Source organism: Maribacter litopenaei (genome assembly GCF_025244665.1).
Lineage (GTDB): Bacteria > Bacteroidota > Bacteroidia > Flavobacteriales > Flavobacteriaceae > Maribacter > Maribacter litopenaei.
The window spans coordinates 2076925-2094747 of the sequence record NZ_CP104205.1 but is presented as its reverse complement, the minus strand read 5'-3'; the positions used below and the strand labels follow the sequence as shown (position 1 = coordinate 2094747).

At 41.1% G+C, this 17823-nt stretch carries 18 protein-coding genes and 3 pseudogenes; 10 read left to right on the top strand and 11 right to left on the bottom strand.

All coding sequences use genetic code 11. The annotated features are described in order from the left end of the window. The first annotated feature begins 3 nt into the window (after nucleotides 1-3). From NYZ99_RS11265 to NYZ99_RS11245, 5 genes are all read left to right on the top strand, one after another. On the top strand, nucleotides 4-810 hold the full coding sequence (locus NYZ99_RS11265; RefSeq protein ID WP_260571232.1) for a hypothetical protein: 807 nt from the start codon (nucleotides 4-6) through the stop codon (nucleotides 808-810). A gap of 315 nt (nucleotides 811-1125) precedes the next feature. Beyond that, nucleotides 1126-1581: a hypothetical protein gene (locus tag NYZ99_RS11260; RefSeq protein WP_260571231.1), complete on the top strand. Its 456-nt coding sequence runs from the start codon at nucleotides 1126-1128 to the stop codon at nucleotides 1579-1581. Nucleotides 1582-1814: 233 nt separating this feature from the next. After that, entirely contained in the window at nucleotides 1815-2165 is a 351-nt protein-coding gene (locus tag NYZ99_RS11255) for a DoxX family protein (protein ID WP_260571230.1), read from the top strand. Between the two features lie 140 nt (nucleotides 2166-2305). Further along, nucleotides 2306-2590: a hypothetical protein gene (locus NYZ99_RS11250; protein ID WP_260571229.1), complete on the top strand. Its 285-nt coding sequence runs from the start codon at nucleotides 2306-2308 to the stop codon at nucleotides 2588-2590. Further along, a complete protein-coding gene (locus NYZ99_RS11245) occupies nucleotides 2509-2811 on the top strand; it encodes a hypothetical protein (protein WP_260571228.1) in 303 nt (100 codons plus the stop codon). The genes NYZ99_RS11250 and NYZ99_RS11245 overlap by 82 nt, the downstream gene beginning before the upstream one ends. Nucleotides 2812-2822: 11 nt before the next feature. Here NYZ99_RS11245 and NYZ99_RS11240 read toward each other — a convergent pair whose 3' ends face one another. Continuing rightward, nucleotides 2823-3509 (bottom strand): TonB-dependent receptor plug domain-containing protein, encoded by a 687-nt coding sequence (locus NYZ99_RS11240; RefSeq protein ID WP_260571227.1) that lies wholly within the window; start codon nucleotides 3507-3509, stop codon nucleotides 2823-2825. Between the two features lie 92 nt (nucleotides 3510-3601). Then, nucleotides 3602-3907: a winged helix-turn-helix transcriptional regulator gene (locus tag NYZ99_RS11235; protein WP_260571225.1), complete on the bottom strand. Its 306-nt coding sequence runs from the start codon at nucleotides 3905-3907 to the stop codon at nucleotides 3602-3604. A gap of 133 nt (nucleotides 3908-4040) precedes the next feature. Here NYZ99_RS11235 and NYZ99_RS11230 point away from each other — a divergent pair, with 133 nt between their 5' ends. Beyond that, nucleotides 4041-4913, top strand: coding sequence for an SDR family oxidoreductase (locus NYZ99_RS11230; protein ID WP_260571224.1), 873 nt, complete (start codon nucleotides 4041-4043; stop codon nucleotides 4911-4913). A gap of 101 nt (nucleotides 4914-5014) precedes the next feature. Here NYZ99_RS11230 and NYZ99_RS11225 read toward each other — a convergent pair. From NYZ99_RS11225 to NYZ99_RS11200, 6 genes and pseudogenes are all read right to left on the bottom strand, one after another. Beyond that, nucleotides 5015-5674 (bottom strand): annotated as a pseudogene (locus tag NYZ99_RS11225) (class I SAM-dependent methyltransferase). Nucleotides 5675-5801: 127 nt separating this feature from the next. Next, on the bottom strand, nucleotides 5802-7064 hold the full coding sequence (locus tag NYZ99_RS11220) for a metal-dependent hydrolase family protein (protein WP_260571222.1): 1263 nt from the start codon (nucleotides 7062-7064) through the stop codon (nucleotides 5802-5804). Further along, the gene (locus NYZ99_RS11215; protein WP_260571220.1) at nucleotides 7048-8424 is read right to left on the bottom strand and encodes an amidohydrolase family protein; all 1377 of its coding nucleotides are present in this window, start codon (nucleotides 8422-8424) and stop codon (nucleotides 7048-7050) included. The genes NYZ99_RS11220 and NYZ99_RS11215 overlap by 17 nt, the downstream gene beginning before the upstream one ends. Nucleotides 8425-8428: 4 nt before the next feature. After that, complete coding sequence (locus NYZ99_RS11210; protein WP_260571218.1) at nucleotides 8429-9268, bottom strand: amidohydrolase family protein; 840 nt, start codon at nucleotides 9266-9268, stop codon at nucleotides 8429-8431. A 108-nt stretch (nucleotides 9269-9376) separates the two neighbouring features. Continuing rightward, on the bottom strand, nucleotides 9377-9835 hold the full coding sequence (locus NYZ99_RS11205) for an amidohydrolase family protein (RefSeq protein WP_260571217.1): 459 nt from the start codon (nucleotides 9833-9835) through the stop codon (nucleotides 9377-9379). A 103-nt stretch (nucleotides 9836-9938) separates the two neighbouring features. After that, nucleotides 9939-10508: a YdeI/OmpD-associated family protein gene (locus NYZ99_RS11200; RefSeq protein WP_260571215.1), complete on the bottom strand. Its 570-nt coding sequence runs from the start codon at nucleotides 10506-10508 to the stop codon at nucleotides 9939-9941. A 123-nt stretch (nucleotides 10509-10631) separates the two neighbouring features. Between NYZ99_RS11200 and NYZ99_RS11195 the strand changes: the two genes are divergently transcribed. From NYZ99_RS11195 to NYZ99_RS11180, 4 genes are read left to right on the top strand one after another with little or no spacing between them, the layout of a single operon-like run. Next, entirely contained in the window at nucleotides 10632-11207 is a 576-nt protein-coding gene (locus NYZ99_RS11195; protein WP_260571214.1) for a ThuA domain-containing protein, read from the top strand. Beyond that, nucleotides 11182-11985: a ThuA domain-containing protein gene (locus NYZ99_RS11190; protein ID WP_260571213.1), complete on the top strand. Its 804-nt coding sequence runs from the start codon at nucleotides 11182-11184 to the stop codon at nucleotides 11983-11985. The genes NYZ99_RS11195 and NYZ99_RS11190 overlap by 26 nt, the downstream gene beginning before the upstream one ends. 8 nt (nucleotides 11986-11993) lie before the next feature. Beyond that, the gene (locus NYZ99_RS11185) at nucleotides 11994-13145 is read left to right on the top strand and encodes a PKD domain-containing protein (RefSeq protein WP_338039450.1); all 1152 of its coding nucleotides are present in this window, start codon (nucleotides 11994-11996) and stop codon (nucleotides 13143-13145) included. Beyond that, nucleotides 13111-14022 carry a c-type cytochrome gene (locus NYZ99_RS11180; protein WP_260571212.1) on the top strand — a complete coding sequence of 304 codons (912 nt, stop codon included), beginning with the start codon at nucleotides 13111-13113 and terminating at the stop codon, nucleotides 14020-14022. The genes NYZ99_RS11185 and NYZ99_RS11180 overlap by 35 nt, the downstream gene beginning before the upstream one ends. A gap of 88 nt (nucleotides 14023-14110) precedes the next feature. Here the strand turns inward: NYZ99_RS11180 and NYZ99_RS11175 are convergent, their stop codons facing one another. The 3 genes and pseudogenes from NYZ99_RS11175 to NYZ99_RS11165 form a co-directional block, all read right to left on the bottom strand. Next, on the bottom strand, nucleotides 14111-14572 hold the full coding sequence (locus tag NYZ99_RS11175; RefSeq protein WP_260571210.1) for a GAF domain-containing protein: 462 nt from the start codon (nucleotides 14570-14572) through the stop codon (nucleotides 14111-14113). 127 nt (nucleotides 14573-14699) lie between these two features. Beyond that, nucleotides 14700-16279: pseudogene (locus NYZ99_RS11170) on the bottom strand (M1 family metallopeptidase). A gap of 172 nt (nucleotides 16280-16451) precedes the next feature. Beyond that, nucleotides 16452-17784 (bottom strand): annotated as a pseudogene (locus NYZ99_RS11165) (M28 family peptidase). Nucleotides 17785-17823: the final 39 nt, after the last annotated feature.

Genomic DNA, 17823 nt, shown 5'->3' with positions numbered 1-17823 from the left:
AAAATGGCCTGGGCAGATTCGGAACAACCATCATATTTGGTAATTTTGGTTTCTTCCTACATTACAACTGCAGCTAGAACTTGGCTAGAAAGTATTCAGAAAACTAAACAGTACCAAATCAATGTAATTGAAGGAGAAGAATTAAAAGGGAGATTAATTCAATTTCCGGATTTGATTGAACGATTTTTTGCTGCGGATAGATTTGAACAACTCTTTCTTCAAATTAAAACCCATTGGTTACGACATAAAATCGAACCTAGTTATGAATTAATCAGGGAAATATCCAATAATATAGATACTGCAAAATTGGATATTGATGATATTGGATTTCTATTAATGAGTTTCCATAAAAATTACTATCACTTTGAATCTCGAAATGATTACTACGGAGATTTTACTGATGAAGTATTAGAGCCTTTGTATCCAAGATTGGCAGTATTAGCTTCCAAAGAAAAATTAGACTCATTTGAAGAATATAGGTCTGATTTCGATTATTTAGATGGAATAGGATGTTTTGACGATGCTGAAAGTGATGAAGAATCAGAATTATCATTTCAATTTTATGAATTACACCTCAATCCTAAAAAGAGTCGAGACCTATGGAGAATCGGCTACTACTTATTTATAAAAACGGAAGATGGAAGAGCGTACGAATTATTCAGTTTAGATGATTCTGATTTTAAAACAAGTGCAAAATATCATGAATCATTTTCGAGTGACACATTAAGTAGCTTGGCACTGGATATAAGCAAAGAAGTTGGAGAAAAAATACTAGAATACTCTCCAAGATTATTAAAAATAAAAGAATAAAAACTATACCCAACAAAACCTATATGCAATGCCCTTCGGGACACTGCGCATATCCAAACCGTTGTAAGTAATTTTGATTAAATATAGTGGACAATCTAAAGCCAACATTGTTTTTCATTTTCGCTGCCTTCCTTTTTTGGTTTTTAGGATAGATAATGGTAAAATATCAATTAAAATTTCACAATAAACACAATCCCAAATTAGTTGAAAAAGCACCTGGAATTTTTAAAGGCATGAAAATCTTCTCGGAGTATTTGCCATCATTTGTTTAATATTCGCATTTGTCATGCTTTTCGGAATCAAATTTTAGACTTAATGAGCAAATTAGAACTGACTTTTGGAATGCCTAATAGTGGTTGGTTGCCGACAAAATTGAAAACTTCGGACATTGCATTGACATTTAATGCATCAAATATTCCTGAAAATCCGATTGACCAACTTTGTGAATCTTTGATTTTAGCATTAAATGGAATTGAAACAGAAATGAACTGGGACTTGGAACCTGAATCTTACATTTTTGGACTAAAACCAAGTGGAAAAGAAATTGACTTTAATATCTTAAAAAGTGGTGGATTAACAAAAAAGCGCACTCTGATTTATAAACTGAATGGAGATTTTCAATCTGTGATTTTACCAATGTATCGGAGTTTGAAAAAGTTCAATTCGCTGGAATATAAAAAAACGGATTGGACAAAAATTGACCAAACAAAACTGGATAAATTAACCAAGTTAGTAGCGGACAGAAAAAACTACTTACAACACCGGCTATAATTCATTGATAGATTCTAAGTAACTTTAAAACATTGCACCATTAACACGGCCCGATTTCTAACCGACAATTTCCTATCGGAAATCGTCGCAACGAAATCATATCCTAACCGTTGTGGTGTATTTAAAAATAATGATGACACACGTAAAAAAATGACCCATAAAATAATTAAACTCTTTTTACGATTCGCAATAGCCATTGGATTCCTATCCGCAGTTGCGGACAGATTCGGACTATGGGGAAAGGAAGTTTCTGTTTGGGGAAACTGGGAAAATTTCCTGAGTTATACAAAATTGATAAATCCTTGGTTTCCGATTCTCTAATTCCAACAATAGGATCTTTGGCAACCTTTGCAGAAATTATATTTGCGGTTTTTTTAATAGTTGGTTTTAAAACGGAACTGTTCGCAAAACTAAGTGGACTTCTATTGTTGTTATTTGCACTATCAATGACTTTCTCGACCGGAATAAAAGGGGCATTTGACTATTCTGTTTTCAGTGCTTCTGCCGGCGCTTTTGCACTGAGTTTGATGAAAGAAAAGTATTGGGAATTGGATAGTTTGATTACCAAACAAAAAACGGAATAGAATTAAAAACACTATGTGTATACTATATTCCTACTCCTTGGACGATAGTCCGGACGATGAAATCCAAGAAGCGGCAAAATTGTATTATTTGAATTTAGATGATGGGAACTAAGCCCAATTAATTCAGTAAATTATAAAACATGAGAACGATCTTATTTCTGATTCTAGTTGTAATCACGGGTGGCTCCCAAGCCCAAGAAACCCCGGCATGTCCTTGTTGTACGGAAAACCATCGTGCGTTTGATTTTTGGTTGGGGGAGTGGTCGGTTTACGGGACCAATGAAGCCCTTTTGGGTGGTAATACCATCGTATCCATGCAGGACGGTTGTGTGCTGCAGGAAAATTGGGAAGGTGCTTCGGCAGTAATGGCACTAGCTATAATTTCTTTGATGCTAGCGACAGTACGTGGAACCAAGTATGGGTAGATAATGCCGGGAACGTACTTCGGTTAAAGGGAAATCCAAATCCGGAGGGCGCCATGGTCATGACCAGCGAACTCCTTCAAAACGCCGAAGGGCAAGGATACTATCACCAAATCAGCTGGATCCCCCATGATGATGGTTCCGTAACCCAACTTTGGGTGACCTTAAATGAGAAAATGGAAGTTGCCAGTACCTTATTTCAGGGAGTGTATAAAAAGAAATGAATCAGATAGCGCTACTTCTTTAATTCAATGATTACGACTCCATTGGCCCCACGTACCCCATAAACACTGGTCCCTTCATCTCGTATGACCCTAAAGGATTTCACCTCGACGGGATTAATCCATTCTATAGAGCTGGTGCGGGTACCATCTACGATAAATAAGGGTGCATGTCCGCTATTGATAGAAGATACGGCCGTACCCCGCAATTGGATGGAATTTCCGTTGGCAATTACCCCAGGAACTTCGGCCATCAGCATTTGATAAATGTTTTGATACTTGGTATAATCTTTAGACCTATCTCTGGGAGCGCCCTTACTTCCATTTACGGTAGCATACCCTAAGGCCTTTAATTTGGATTTTGATAGTTTACGGGTATTTTCCTCGTTCCATTGAAAATCCATCCTAGGCTCACTGCTGAAAGGATGGTCCAAAACACCATAGTTTTTGGAATAGGCGGAAATCAAGGTCGTTTTTGGAGGAACTTTTAGGGTATATTGACCCAACGTATTGGTGGATATATTTGAGGTCACCGAATCCACTAGCATGAGCGCCCCGGCTATGGGATCTCCTTTGGAATCCATCACAGTACCGAATACTTGTAGCAGCGAATCTTTTTCCTTTTCTTCTTCTTGGGCCCATCCTTGGATCATCATCAGAACAAATGAAAGTAGTGTAAAGACTAAAGTGTTTGTCTTCATAAGTCAATAGTTTTAAAGCTTATGGAATATACAAATTCTATATAGATATTGGAGATGGAAAGCCATTATTGTTTCATCTATTTGCTTTAAAACTAAGATTTTAGGAGGACATGTTTATTTCCCCAAACTTCCATTTGGTTGAAAATGGGGGAGAGGCTTTCTCCCATTTCGGTCAAAGAATATTCTACTCTGGGCGGAATCTCCTTGTATTGTTTTCGAAGCACCAAGCCATCTTCCTCTAGACTTTTTAATTGTTCCGTAAGCACTTTTCCGGAGATGGTAGGGATTCTAACAGATAGTTCCCCAAACCTTTTAGTGCCGGAGGTCAAGCAATACAAAATGATAGGTTTCCATTTACCTCCAATGACGCCGAGGGTGGCAGTAACGGGACAGCTCATTTCTTTTTGATTCTCATTAATATTTGTTACTTAAATGTAACCACTATTTTATTGTTACTAAAAGGTAACAAGTTACTTATATAAACTATTATTAGTTACTTTGTGTAACAAATATACTTAATAATTTAATGCTATGATTTTAATTACAGGTGCTACAGGGACTTTAGGTGATGGGGTGATTACTCATTTATTGGAAAAAGGAGCAAAAAAGGAAGATATTATTGGATTGGTCAGAAGTGATGAAAAGGCAGGGCCCTTAAGGGATAAGGGTGTGCAGGTACGATTTGGTAACTACGATGACTATGGTTCTTTAGAAAATGCCTTTAATGGTGTGGATACGTTATTGTTTATCTCGGCTAGTGAGATTCCCAATCGTTTAAGCCAACATGAAAATGTGGTAAAAGCGGCAAAAAATGCGGGAGTGGCCCATATCGTTTATACAAGTTTTGCCCGCAAGAACGAGAGTGAAACATCTCCTATTTGGAGTATTGCGGAATCACATCTAGCCACGGAAAAATGGCTTAAAGAGAGCGGTATTAATCATACCATCCTAAAAAACAACCTATATATGGATTTTATTCCGGGATTTGTTGGGGATAAGGTACTGGAAACTGGCACTATTTATTTACCTGCAGGAGAAGGAAAAGTAAGCACTGCTTTACGGGATGAATTTGCGGAGGCAATTGCGACCATATTATTAGCGCCAAAACAGGAAAAAACCGTGTATGATTTTACAAATGTAGAAGCTTACGACTACGAAGAGATAGCATCATATATTTCCGATATTACGGGCAGGGAAATAACCTACCACTCCCCAACCTTACAAGCATACTCCGATATACTCAAGGAAGCGGGTGTACCCGCGGAAGTAATTGGAATTTTTGGAGGATTTGCGGCGGCACAAGCCCAAGGTGAACTGGATACTGTAAGCCACGATCTGGAAAAACTGCTAGGGAGAAAACCTACTTCATTGAAAGATTACTTGGCACAAGTGTACGGCGGTTAGCATATAGGAATTGCCGGAAACCAAAAGCCTGCTTTATAAAGGCGGGCTTTTTTTAAATTTTCCCATTCGGCACTTCAGAAAGTAGTTGAATACCGATTCTTTTAAAACGTATATAGTAGTGTTTCAATGCAACCGCCATATTCTAAATCCGGGACTGATGACATCTTATGCACTGCTCTTGCTTTGAGGTTGAAGGGAGCTGCCATTAGATGTACTCCGCTATTTTTTCTAAGACGAATCCCCTGGCCTGAAATGATATCTTTATTGGGGGTAAAGTCGCCTATAGGTACATGTTCCGTTACTAGTACATATTTATAAGCATATAGCTTGCTTACGATCGCTTCAATTTCTTCATTGGACAAATGTTGCAGTACCTGCCGTAGAATGGCACAATCGGCTTTGGGTAGTTCGTCCTTGGCTATGTCTAGACATTGAAAGCTTATATGTTCTTTTGTATTATTTTTTTGATGAATATCGATGAGGTCATGCACGATATCCACCGCAATATAGTGCCGTGTGAATGGTGCCAATTGTTTGCCCACATTAAAATCCCCGCACCCCAAATCGCATACGACCAAGGGTGGTTCAAAGGCACTTAAAAAATTGGTCACCGCGCTGATATACGGATTAACAATTTACGGGTCGTGGGATCCGTCACCGGAGTACAACTCACCGGGCCTACCTCCCCAAAGATTTTGTTCGTAAATCTGTTCCATGACGGCTTTTGTGGGCCATGGTTTTTTAATTTTTTTGTTGGACATTTTTAGCACTGCATTCGATGTATACAGGATGTTTTTGTCCACTTGAGCGCAGTCGAAAGATCGGCAAAAAGATGCATGCAATAGTTTATAAAGGTTAATCGTTCAAAGACTATTTATTGACCAACAACTATTCCCGATAGATTACCCCGTCCTTCATTACAAAATTGGTTTGGCGCATTGCTTTAATATCCTGCACGGGATTGCCCTTCACTGCAATAATATCGGCGAGATATCCTTCTTTTAATCGGCCTAATTGATTTAAATGGAACATAGTGGCGTTTCCACTGGTAGCTGAAATAAGCACGTCCAAGGGTTTCATACCATATTCGACCATCAATTCCATTTCTCGGTAATTTTCTCCATGGGTAAACACCCCAACGTCCCCACCAAATACGATTTGTACGCCCGATTCCAATGCCAAGGCAAAGGACTTTTTCTTGTTGCTAATACGTTCGGGTTCGGGGTCTACACCTTTTTTCCAGCCCCTATATTGAGTGATGGCATCCCCGGCGGCCAAAGTTGGGCACAAGCCAATACCTTTGTCTCTCATCATTTCAAAGATTTCCAAGGTACCACCGTCCCCATGCTCGATGGTTTCCACGCCACCGCGAATGGCCCTTTTCATACCTTCGGGGGTACTGGCATGGGCCACCACATAGGAACCTGCACTTTTGGCCGTGGCCACCATAGCATCTATTTCTTCCTGTAAGAAGGTGGGTTGGGAATCCGCCCCGGGTGTCCAACGATAATCGGCATATATTTTTATAAGGTCGGCCCCGTTCCCCATTTGAGTTCGTACGGTTCTGATGGCCTCATCTTTTCCGCTGACCGGTTCGGCACCTAGAGGTACTGTTACGCCGTCATGAAATCCTTTGGGTCCGTAGGCCCCGGTAGCCACGATGGCGGGGCCGGCGACCAACAGCCTGGGGCCCATGATGATTCCGTCCTCAATGGTCTTTTTTAAATAGACATCGGTGTAGCCGGCCCCTTCCGCACCGAGGTCCCGCATGGTGGTCACCCCGGCCATCAAGGAATTTTTGGCATGGACAGTACCACGAATGGCCCGCTCCACAGGCGATTCTTTAAGTACTTGGTCGTTCCAATCCGTTTCGTTGTAGGGATGTAAAAGCAGGTGGGAATGTCCCTCGATGATACCAGGCAAGAGGGTGGTACCTGACAAATCGATTTCTTTGGTGCCCCTTGGTACCTTCACATTTTGTCCATTTCCCACATAGGTAATCCGATTATTTTCCACCAATACCACCCAATTCTCATGAATCTGGCTGCCGTCGAATATACGGTCGGCTTTCAGTAAGGTCTGCGCACTTATTTCCGTTAGACAACCTGATACTAAGAAAAATAGGAGGATTCGTTTAATTTTGTGCTGCATGTTCGGCAATTTCATTTAGTTTTTCTTGGATCATTTCTTTGGACAAATATTGACCCCTTACAATAACACCTTCGTTTTCTTGTAGTGCTGCTAGATCCTTGATAGGGTTGTCATTTAGTAGTATAAGGTCCGCCGAAAGTCCTTCTTTCACTTGCCCGTACTCATTTTCGGCATTAAAAAAAGTAGCCGGATTGATTGTTCCGGATTGAATGATTTCCATAGGTGTCATTCCCGCACGTAGCATTCCAGCCATTTCATGTTGAATGGAAAAGCCGGGTACATTAAATAGCTGTGGAGCATCGGAACCTAGGAGAATGCCTTGGCCATTGTCTTGCAACTTTTTAATGAGTTTTTTCCGAATTGCATCAAACTGTTGCCATTGGGCCTCGGTAAAGGAATCATCCTCCATATAGGAATTTTTCGTATTTCGCCAATTATCCAATGTGGACTGGTTCATATATTTCATTTCGGGTTGGCTCAATAGTTCATCTGCGGAAATAGGGGCAAACCAGCGTTCGAATAAGCTTTGGGTAGGCACGATCCAAACTTTATTCTTTTTGGATAGACTGACTAAATCATCTATTTGAGTGGTATCCGCCAAAGGCGTAAAGGCGTAACCAAAAAAACCATTTTCATTGGGTTCTACATTCGCCGATGCTGGCACCAAACCTTCCGTAAATCCGTCCACATGATCTATGGAGGCATATTGGCTTTCCAAGGCATGACGAATACCTACATCCACTGGGACATGTCCGGAAAAGGGTATTCCAACCTCCTTGGCCGTTGCCACCACTTGGTCGAATACCTCTTTCTGAATACCGGGATGAATCTTTAAAAAATCATAACCGTCCTTTTGATATTGGGTCACTTTTTCAATGGCTTCCTCCTTGGTGGTTACGGAGTTTCCGTTTAACGATGGACTGGAAGTATAGATTACGGGACTAAGTAAACTTCCATTTGCGGCATTTTCCCTAAGCTCTAAATGAATCGGGTTTCCCAACATGCCCCTAATGGTGGTTATACCGTTGGAAAGATATAAAAACAAGGTTTCCTTGATTCGTTCCTCACCCGACTCGGGAGGGGGAATATGCGCATGCATCTCCGCCAATCCGGGCATCAGGAATTTTCCATCACCCTGTATGACCGTCTCGAATAATGTCGTGTCCAATGCTTTTTGAGAAATGGATGTAATGCGGCCCGAGTCAATAGCCACATACCGATTTTCTAAAATACTTCCATCGGCTACATCAAGGATGGATATATTGGATATAAGGATATCTTGTTTGGGTCGATTTTGCCCTGTGTTGTTACAGGATGTAAAAACCAAGATGAATGAAAATAGGTAAAGTATTGTTTTCATACTATTATTTTAAAATTTGTTCCAATGCTTCCTGTTCATGCAATCGACCCTGTTTTACCACCATGAAAATAGCCTGTGTGTTCTTGATGTTTTCCAAGGGGTTTTCGTTCAGAAGTACAATGTCCGCCACTTTTCCGGTCTCTAAATTCCCATAATCGTTTTCCTTTTTTAAAAAATGGGCACCGTTATAGGCCGATGTTTTTAGGGCATCCAATGGAGAGATTCCTGCATTGACCATGGCCTCCATCTCCTTATGAAGGGAAATACCGGGATAGGTATAGCTATTGTAGGCACCACTATCCGATCCGGCCAAAAGAGACACTCCATTCCGGTTTAAGGTTAAGGCCAATTGTTGAAAGAAGGCATCCAACTCCTTTCGATCCTGAATCGCCTTTTCCGATGCACTCTGCGCCCTCCGGATGCGGCCTTCATAGGTCTTTATGATTCCCGGGGACATATAATTTAAGTATGGGTCACCCGAATGGTTCACTTCATCCAAATAGCTAAGTGTATGCCCTATATGCAGGGTGGGGACCACTAAAACATTTTTTTGTTTCAGATGTTCAAAAGTTTTTTGCGCCACCGAGTCATCATAGGATACCTGCAACAAGGGCATGGCATCCCAAAAGCCCATTGTGCCGTTGCGGAGCTGTTGGGTTATCACCTCCTCCTCTGAGGAACATCCCTTCATGATATAGTACAAATGCTCTACGGCGTCAATACCGGCATTGATGGTTTCCTTTAATTCCACGGTAAATGTCATGTGGCCGGACGTGATCAAGCCTCTTTGTTCTGCAGCCCGTATCGTGTTGAGGTAATTTTCTCCGAGATATTCTACTGTCATAGATTTTGACAAAGTCGGTAGGGATAGCCTGCAAGGAGTCAAGTGCTTTATCGATATCCTCCTGATTTTCCACTTCTAGGGAGCCTGCCCAAGTGGCGCCCGGGCCATCTATTTTGGGCCCGAAGTGAAAATGGTAGGACCTACCAAATCACCGTTTTCCATATCGTCTTTCCACGACATTACGGCATTTGTTAAGTCGCCACCGGCATCGCGAACCGTGGTAATCCCATTGGCGACAAACAGTCCTAAAAAGCGTTTGTTAGCTTCTATGAGGGAATCACCACCACGAAAATGTACGTGATTGTCCCAAAATCCGGGTAGTATATATTTACCGGATGCATCAATGATGTTTGAGGCGGTATAGTTTTCTGATGAAGTTCCGGATTCCATTTTGGCGATTCGTCCGTCCTTGATAAAAAGGTCCTGGATGGTTACGGATCCATCTATCAAATTAATGACGTTTCCACCCTCAAGTACAGAATCATAGGTTACCTTTTCATTCATTTGGCAACTGAACAAAAAGAACAAACTAAATCCACTCAAAAAGTACCTAAACTTTAACCTCATAAAATCATAATTATTTAAAGAGGTAAGGTATAAAGAAATAGTGATTTAACTCATTCTCAGCATCAGTTTGTGGATAGTTTTCCGGTCTAAATATGAGTTGATTTCAGCTTCTATATTTAATATTTGCCTCACAGTATTCTATAATTTCGGATATTCTCTTTTGTCTCGTTTCTTCTCTTTTGGCTTGGTTGAGCCAATACAGGTAACTCTTCCGCTGACCTCTGGTGAAATTCTTAAAGTTTTCGTTCGCTTTTTGGTTGGTGTCCAATGCGGATTGGAGGTCTTCCGGCACTTTCCCCGCTTCCACGTCGTCCAAGGCAGACCATGACCCATTTTTTTTGGCAATACGAATTGCCTCAAGACCAGTCTCGTGCATAAGGCCTTCGGTTTTTAGTAATTTTATATGGTCCTTATTCACCTTGCTCCATACGCTCTTTGGTTTTCTTGGACAGAAATATTGTCGGCGTTTCCCGTTCTCCGGACTTTTTACGGTACTATCGATCCATCCGTAGCACAGTGCCACCTTCACGGCCTCTTCCCAACGCATACTGTCATTTTCGTGCTCTACCTTGTAAAATATGAGCTGAATACCCTCATAATTGGAATGGTTGATGTGTAACCATTCCCTGAATTCTATATCATTTTTAAAATAGAGCTCCGGTATTTTTAACATATCTACTTTTTTCCGTGTTAAATTCTATGTAAAATACAATTTTAGCACATAAACAATTGGTTTCTATGCTTTCTAATCCTATTTTTGACGCTTTATTAAACCGACAAACAACAAAATTTACGTATGAAAAAAGTTTTTAATGCGCTGCTCGTGGGCTTTGCGCTTGTTATTGTCTCATGTGGTGGCAATAAACGTGATGGGGAACCCAAGGTCTTGGTTTTCTCAAAGACAGCCGCGTTTAAACACGCTTCCATTCCTGCTGGTATAGCCGCATTACAAAAAATGGGTCAAGAGAATGGATTTGTGGTCGATACTACAAAGAATGCTGATATGTTTACGGATGAAAATCTAAAGGATTATTCGGCCGTTGTTTTCTTAAGTACTACTGGTAATGTTTTGGACCAGTTTCAAGAAGCTGCATTTGAACGCTATATCCAAGCCGGTGGCGGTTATGTGGGAATCCACGCTGCTGCCGATACAGAGTATGATTGGGGCTGGTATAACGATTTGGCAGGAGCCCAGTTCTTAAGTCACCCTGCAGGTACGCCAAATGCTGATTTTATCATAAAGGACAAAAACTTTATTGCAACGGAATTTTTTACCGACAGTGTTTGGAACAGGGATGATGAGTTGTACAATTACAAGAAAATCAATCCGAGATATCAATGTTTTGATGACCTTGGACGAATCCACCTATGAAGGTGGAGCCAACGGTGATTACCATCCTATTGCATGGTACCACGATTTTGATGGTGGCCGTGCGTTCTACACAGGTGCGGGTCATACTGACGAAAGCTTTTCTGAGGATTTGTTTTTAAAGCACATTCTAGGCGGTATTAAATATGCCATCGGTGAAAATGAGCTTTTGGATTATTCCAAGGTAACTACACAAACACCTCCTGATAATGACCGTTTTTCAAAAGTGGTATTGTCTGAAGGTCAATTTTTTGAACCTACGGAAATGGCGGTGCTGCCTAATAATGATGTATTAATTGCGCAAAGAAGAGGGGAGATTGTTTTATTCAACGAGGAAACCCAAGAGTTGAAAGAAGTAGCCAAGTTGGATGTATATTGGAAAACATTGGAGACTCCAGGGGTAAATGCTGAAGAAGGGGTGATGGGATTACAAAAAGATCCAGACTATGCCAATAACCATTGGATTTATGTGTACTACGCACCAACCGGTGATAAATGGATTAATAGATTGTCTCGTTTTAAATATGCCGATGGAAACTTTGATACCGGTTCCGAGCAGGTAATATTGGAAATAGATTCCCAAAGAGAAATTTGTTGTCATACCGGAGGTTCCATTGCTTTTAGTCGAGATAACCTATTGTACCTTTCTACAGGTGACAACTCCACGCCATTTAATGAGGCCGATCAGAAATATGTAAACAATGGTTTTGCGCCATTGAACGATACTCCCGGCCATGAGCAGTTTGATGCCCGAAGAAGTTCGGAAATACAAATGACCTAAGAGGAAAAATTCTTAGGATAAAGGTCAACGAGGACGGTAGCTATGATATTCCTGAAGGTAACCTCTTCCCTGTGGGAACAGATAAAACAAGACCAGAAATTTATACCATGGGTCATAGAAACCCATACAGAATTTCTGTCGATGTTAAAAGAGGTTATTTGTATTGGGGTGATGTAGATCCCGATGCACGTGCGGATAGCTTGGAGACAAGAGGACCACGGGGCTATGACGAAATGAACCAAGCTCGCAAACCGGGTAACTTTGGTTGGCCGATGTTTATCGGAGATAACTATGCTTATCATGAGTATAACTACGAAACGGGCGAAACGGGGCCGACCTTTGACCCTGAAAAGCCAATGAATACGTCAAGAAATAATACTGGATTAACAGAATTACCACCAGCTACTCCGGCCTATGTGTATTACCCATATGTAGAAACTACCCTGTTCCCACAAACAGGAACAGGAGGTAGGAATGCCATGGCTGGACCTACCTATTACTCGGATTTATATCCTGGGGATGAAAAATTACCTAGTTATTACGATGGTAAGGTCATCATATATGACTGGATGCGTGGTTGGATGTTTGCCGTTCATCTTAAAGAAGATGGTAGCTTTAACCGTATGGAACCCTTTGCTCCGGATGTAAAGTTAAACAACCTTATAGATATGGAAATGGGACCAAATGGTAAGGTCTATTTACTGGAATATGGTAGTGGATGGTTCTCCCAAAATGCCAATTCCGGTTTGTCCTATATTCAATACAATGGTGGTAACAGACCACCTGTAATTGACAATATGATAGTTGAGATGAGTTCAGGAAAGACTCCTTTGACAATTAATGCAACCGTAGAAGCAAGCGATAGAGAAGGTGACACGGTTACGTATAAGTGGGATTTTGGGAACGGTGAAACTAAGGAAACTACGGAGCCTTCTGTAAGTTATTCTTACGCCGAGGCCGGAGCCTTCAATTTAAATGTGACCGTTACGGATGATAAGGGAGAAGCTACAGTTAGCGAAAGTACCAGTATAGTAGCCGGAAACTCTAGACCTGAAGTGACCATAGAATTAAAAGGAGGACAACCAGCATTTTACCTTCCAGGTCAAAAAATCGACTATGAGGTAAGTGTTACGGATCCGAGATGGTGGCAGCGTGGATGAGAGTAATATTTTCGTAAGTGTTGATTATTTGGAAGGAATGGACAAGGTTGCCATGAACCTAGGACACCAACAGGTTTCTGCTGCCGTTACCGGTAAGGCGCTGACACAATCCATGGATTGTAAGACATGCCATAAGGAAGCCGAGGCATCTATTGGATCGAACTATATGGATGTTTCCAAAAAATATAAAGAGAGAAGGGATGCCCTAAGTTATCTACAGACCAGGATTAAAACCGGTGGTAGTGGTGTTTGGGGCGAGGTTACCATGCCTGCACACCCAAAGATTACTTCAGATGAATCTAGACAGATTGGACTTTATATTCTTTCATTGGCAGGCGATCAAGAGGAAGAAAGGTCTTTACCAACAAAAGGAACCATCACGGCAGAATCTTCTGCGCCAGGAAACATGTTGGTCATTACGGCAAGCTATACGGATGAAGGTGCCGAGGGTACAATTCCATTGACAGGGTCTAAATCCGTTGCTATTCCAAGTAGCACGATTCAACTTACGGAAGACCTAAAGACCAACAATATGCAGGCAATGGCTTTTGGAGGGATGGATTTAATGCTACTTAATGCGGAGAGTGGTTGGTTGGAGTTGGCAAATACATCTTTAAAAGGTGTAAATGCCCTTACCTTAACCGCCGCATGGCAAAGTGCACCTAATTTAAGTTTCGACTTCCAAATTCATGAGAATACTCCCGATGGTCCGGTAGTTGGTGAAGCCACTATGCCAGCACAAACTGGAGGGCAAGGAACCCGATTTCTATCCCTATTTACTGGTGTAGCTGGTGATGGCCCATATTATGTAACCTATAAGGCCGAGGAAGGAAAGGAACTATCAGCTATAGCCCTTACGGGAGCTATGTTTAGGTAATTATTTATATAACTCTAATATTGAACAAAAAGCCCGCTTATCAAGCGGGCTTTTTTATATTATGGTTGCTAATAGGATTTTGGAACCTCTAGTTTATTTTTTGACAAATGGCATCACCTATTGTCATTAATAAGGAAATTTCTTCTTCGGTAAAATCATAGGGAACAGGTTTGGCGATACCTATGGTTCCATAAAGTTTGCCTTGATGTAGTAAGGGAGCGGCCAGTGAACCTTCTACTTTGGTTTCCTTAGCGGCCGGTCTTGCTACACCGGACTCGTCCGTTTGTAAATTGCACATTTCAACGGGTTTCATTCGTTCTGCTGCAATACCAGCCATTCCCTTGCCAATGGGAATTGCAGATACTTTAGGTAACAAAAAATCCGGAATGCCTTTTTGGGCTTGGAGTTCCAAAATAGAAGTACCCGGTTTTAAAAAGTGCAAAGTTCCGGTAGAGCAATCGAAATGTGAGATGGTTGCTTCCAAAACGTTTTTCCAATTTATAGGGCTTTCTTTAAGTTGTTCAGATATTTTTTCAGGGATGTTGTTCATTTTGATTAATTGGTATTTAAAACAATGATTCTGTATTTCCTCAAACAATGAGCAATTTAGCTAAACGGTCAGCTTAGTGAATATGATATTTGTCAGCTATCCCAGATTTGGTCTGAGACGTTATCGACTATACTTTATTAATTTCCACATAAAAATTGAGGTTCACCTGTATATCGTTTCCTTCAATCTTTTTTTGTTGCCAATCGACAGATGGGATAATCCATACGGAGTGCCATCCAACTTAATTTTTAATGGCATTTTAAAACCATCTATTACGTTGGTATATCGATATTTAAAAATACCATCCTGAATTTCATATTCAAAAACAGGAATATTTGCCGTTCGCAGGTATTGGTCAAAAAAGGTTCCAAAATCCCCTTCGACCTGATCATCCAAATAATTTTCAATTTGTTTGGAAGTTACGGTTTCATGATAGAATTCTTCATTAAGTCCGCGAAGGGTGGCTCGCCACTTTTCATCATCGTCCATGATTTGCCTGAATGTATGCAGGATATTGGCTCCTTTGTTGTACATATCCCCGTAACCTGCTTTGTTTACATCGTATGGATCAATTAAGGGTCGGTCGTTTCTAATATTTTTCCTTATTCCCAATAGGTATTCGGCAGCCGCTTCCTTACCATAATAATATTCTATATAAAGACTTTCGGAATACATAGTGAATCCTTCATGAACCCACATATCGGCAATATCCTTGTAAGTAATGTTGTTGGCGAACCATTCATGTCCCGCTTCGTGAATGATAATATAATCGAACTTCAGTCCCCAACCAGTGCCGGAGAGATCTCGGCCCAAATAGCCATTGCCATATTGATTTCCATAGGTAACGGAACTTTGGTGCTCCATACCCAAATAGGGGACTTCTACCAGTTTGAAGGAGTCCTCATAAAACGGGTAGGGCCCAAACCAATGCTCAAAGGCTTCCATCATCTTGGGTGCTTGTTGGAACTGTTCCTTCGCCTTTTCCAAATTGTCCCTTAGCACGTAATAGTCCATGTCCAGTTTTCCTTTTTCCCCTTTATAGGATTCCCCAAAATGAACGTAGTCCCCAATGTTTACATTGACCCCATAATTGTTAATGGGACTGGATACAAACCAATGATACGTATTCGTGTTCTCGTCAACTTTTCTTAAACGACCGTTGGAAACGTTCATCAATCCCTTCGGTGCTTGAACACTGATAAGCATACTGTCCACTTCATCATACATATGGTCGTATTGGGCCACCGAGACACTGGCACCTAGGCCTTGACAAGAAGTAGCAACAAAGTGTTTCCCGTTTTCATCTTTTTTCCATGAAAAGCCGCCGTCCCATGGAGCCCGGACCGCTTCTTTTGGGTGGCCGGAGTAATGAACAACGATTTCGTTAAAATCCCCCTCTTTTTGCATTTTTTCGAGCCTTACAAAATGCGCGTTTCCTTTGCTTTCAAAAGACAGGGTTTTTCCATCTTGGGTGATATTATCAATATTCAAGGGAGGTTGAAGATCCACTTGAAGCACTTGATTGTTATTTAATACCTTATAGCGAATGGTATTGGTACCTGAAATATATTTTTCCTCTGGATCTACCGAAATATCCAAATGATAGTAATTAAGGTCCCACCAAGCTCTTTCCGGGGTAATGCTTCCTCTAAGGGTGTCTTGTTCGGTAAAGCTTTGGCCAAAGGAAAAATAGTAAGTCAGGAGAATAGAAAAAAAGAAATAGCTTCTTCATGGATGTTATATTACTTAAGTCTTTTTCGAAAAAATTGTATTGCGAAAAAAATTACCAGGACAATTAGAACCAGCAAAAAAGTTTGCCAAAAAAATAGCGGTATACTAAAATCTTTCATATCAATTAAATTCTATCTTTTATGAATGATTATCTAAAAATCCCGTTGGGAAATACGACTGGACTTTCAAATCCGTCTTCACCTACTGCCGATACGCCAAAAAAGTAATTGTCGATGACTATACCTTCCAAGGTAAATTCCGTAACATCACCTACATACCTGCTGTTATCCCAAGTAGGGGAGGTGGTATCCCTCCAATAGATTTTATAGCCTTTGGCCCCATCCACTTTGCTCCATTGAAATTTTGCCGAAGGTTGTACAATTCCTCCAATCTTTACCTCTTTAGGTGCCGGTGGTGCCCATGCCAAAGAAGCAAGGTTGATCGCATTTACGGCGGTGAGCTTGGCTGCATAGTCAAAATTTACGTGTTCCAGCACATCGCCATAAGCTATGCCGTCCTCAACTCGTATATCCTGATGTTGCTGGGTATAATTTTCATGTGCTTCCATAATTCTAATACCGGCAAATCCTGCGTCATTAAAGGGCCTGTGATGCCCTCCACGACCAAAACGATCTAAGCGATAAATCATCATTGGGTTCATCTCTCGGCATATAGGTTTTTACATTTTTATGTACATAGCGTGCCAATTGTCCGGAAATACCATCAACTTCGCCACCATAAAATCTTCTCGCACGTCTTTGTTCCTCAGTTTCATTGGGAGGAACGGGTTCGGAAAAAATACGGAAATCTACATTGCTTACGATTCCATCTACCCCTTTAATGTTACCGATCATATCGTTATTGAAAATACCAATGATTTCCCAACCTTGGTCCTTGGCGTATTGGGCAACGCCCCCACCGCCAAAAAGTCCTTGTTCTTCGCCGGAAAGCCCCATATATATTATGCTATTCTCAAAAGTATATTTAGAAAGTACCCGTGCAGCTTCCAAGGTGCCGGCCATACCACTGGCATTGTCGTTTGCCCCAGGAGAATCATCTGTAAAGTTAGTAGGGTCGCTTACGCGGGAATCAATATCCCCGCTCATAATAATGTATCGATTAGGGTATTTCGTGCCTTTTTGAATGGCCAGGACATTCACGACTTCCACATCATGCACAATGCGTTGATTGGCACCTTTTTTTACCAAGTCTTTTTGATAAAAGACATTCAAACAGCCATTACAAGCTTGCGAGGTCTTTTCAAATTCCGATTTTATCCATCTCCGGGCGGCCCCTATTCCTCGGGTCTGTGAAACCGTATCGCTCAAGGTATGTCGAGTGCCAAAATTGGCCAGTTTGGTGATATCGTTTTCTATGCGGTCCGCGGAGACGGCATTAATGATGTCATAGATGCGTTGGTCAGTTTGGGCTGATAAAGTTAGAGTAGTGGTCAACAGACCTAGAAGTAGCAATTTTTTCATTTCTAATTTCATTTGTAGTGTTCCTAAAAGTATTAAAAA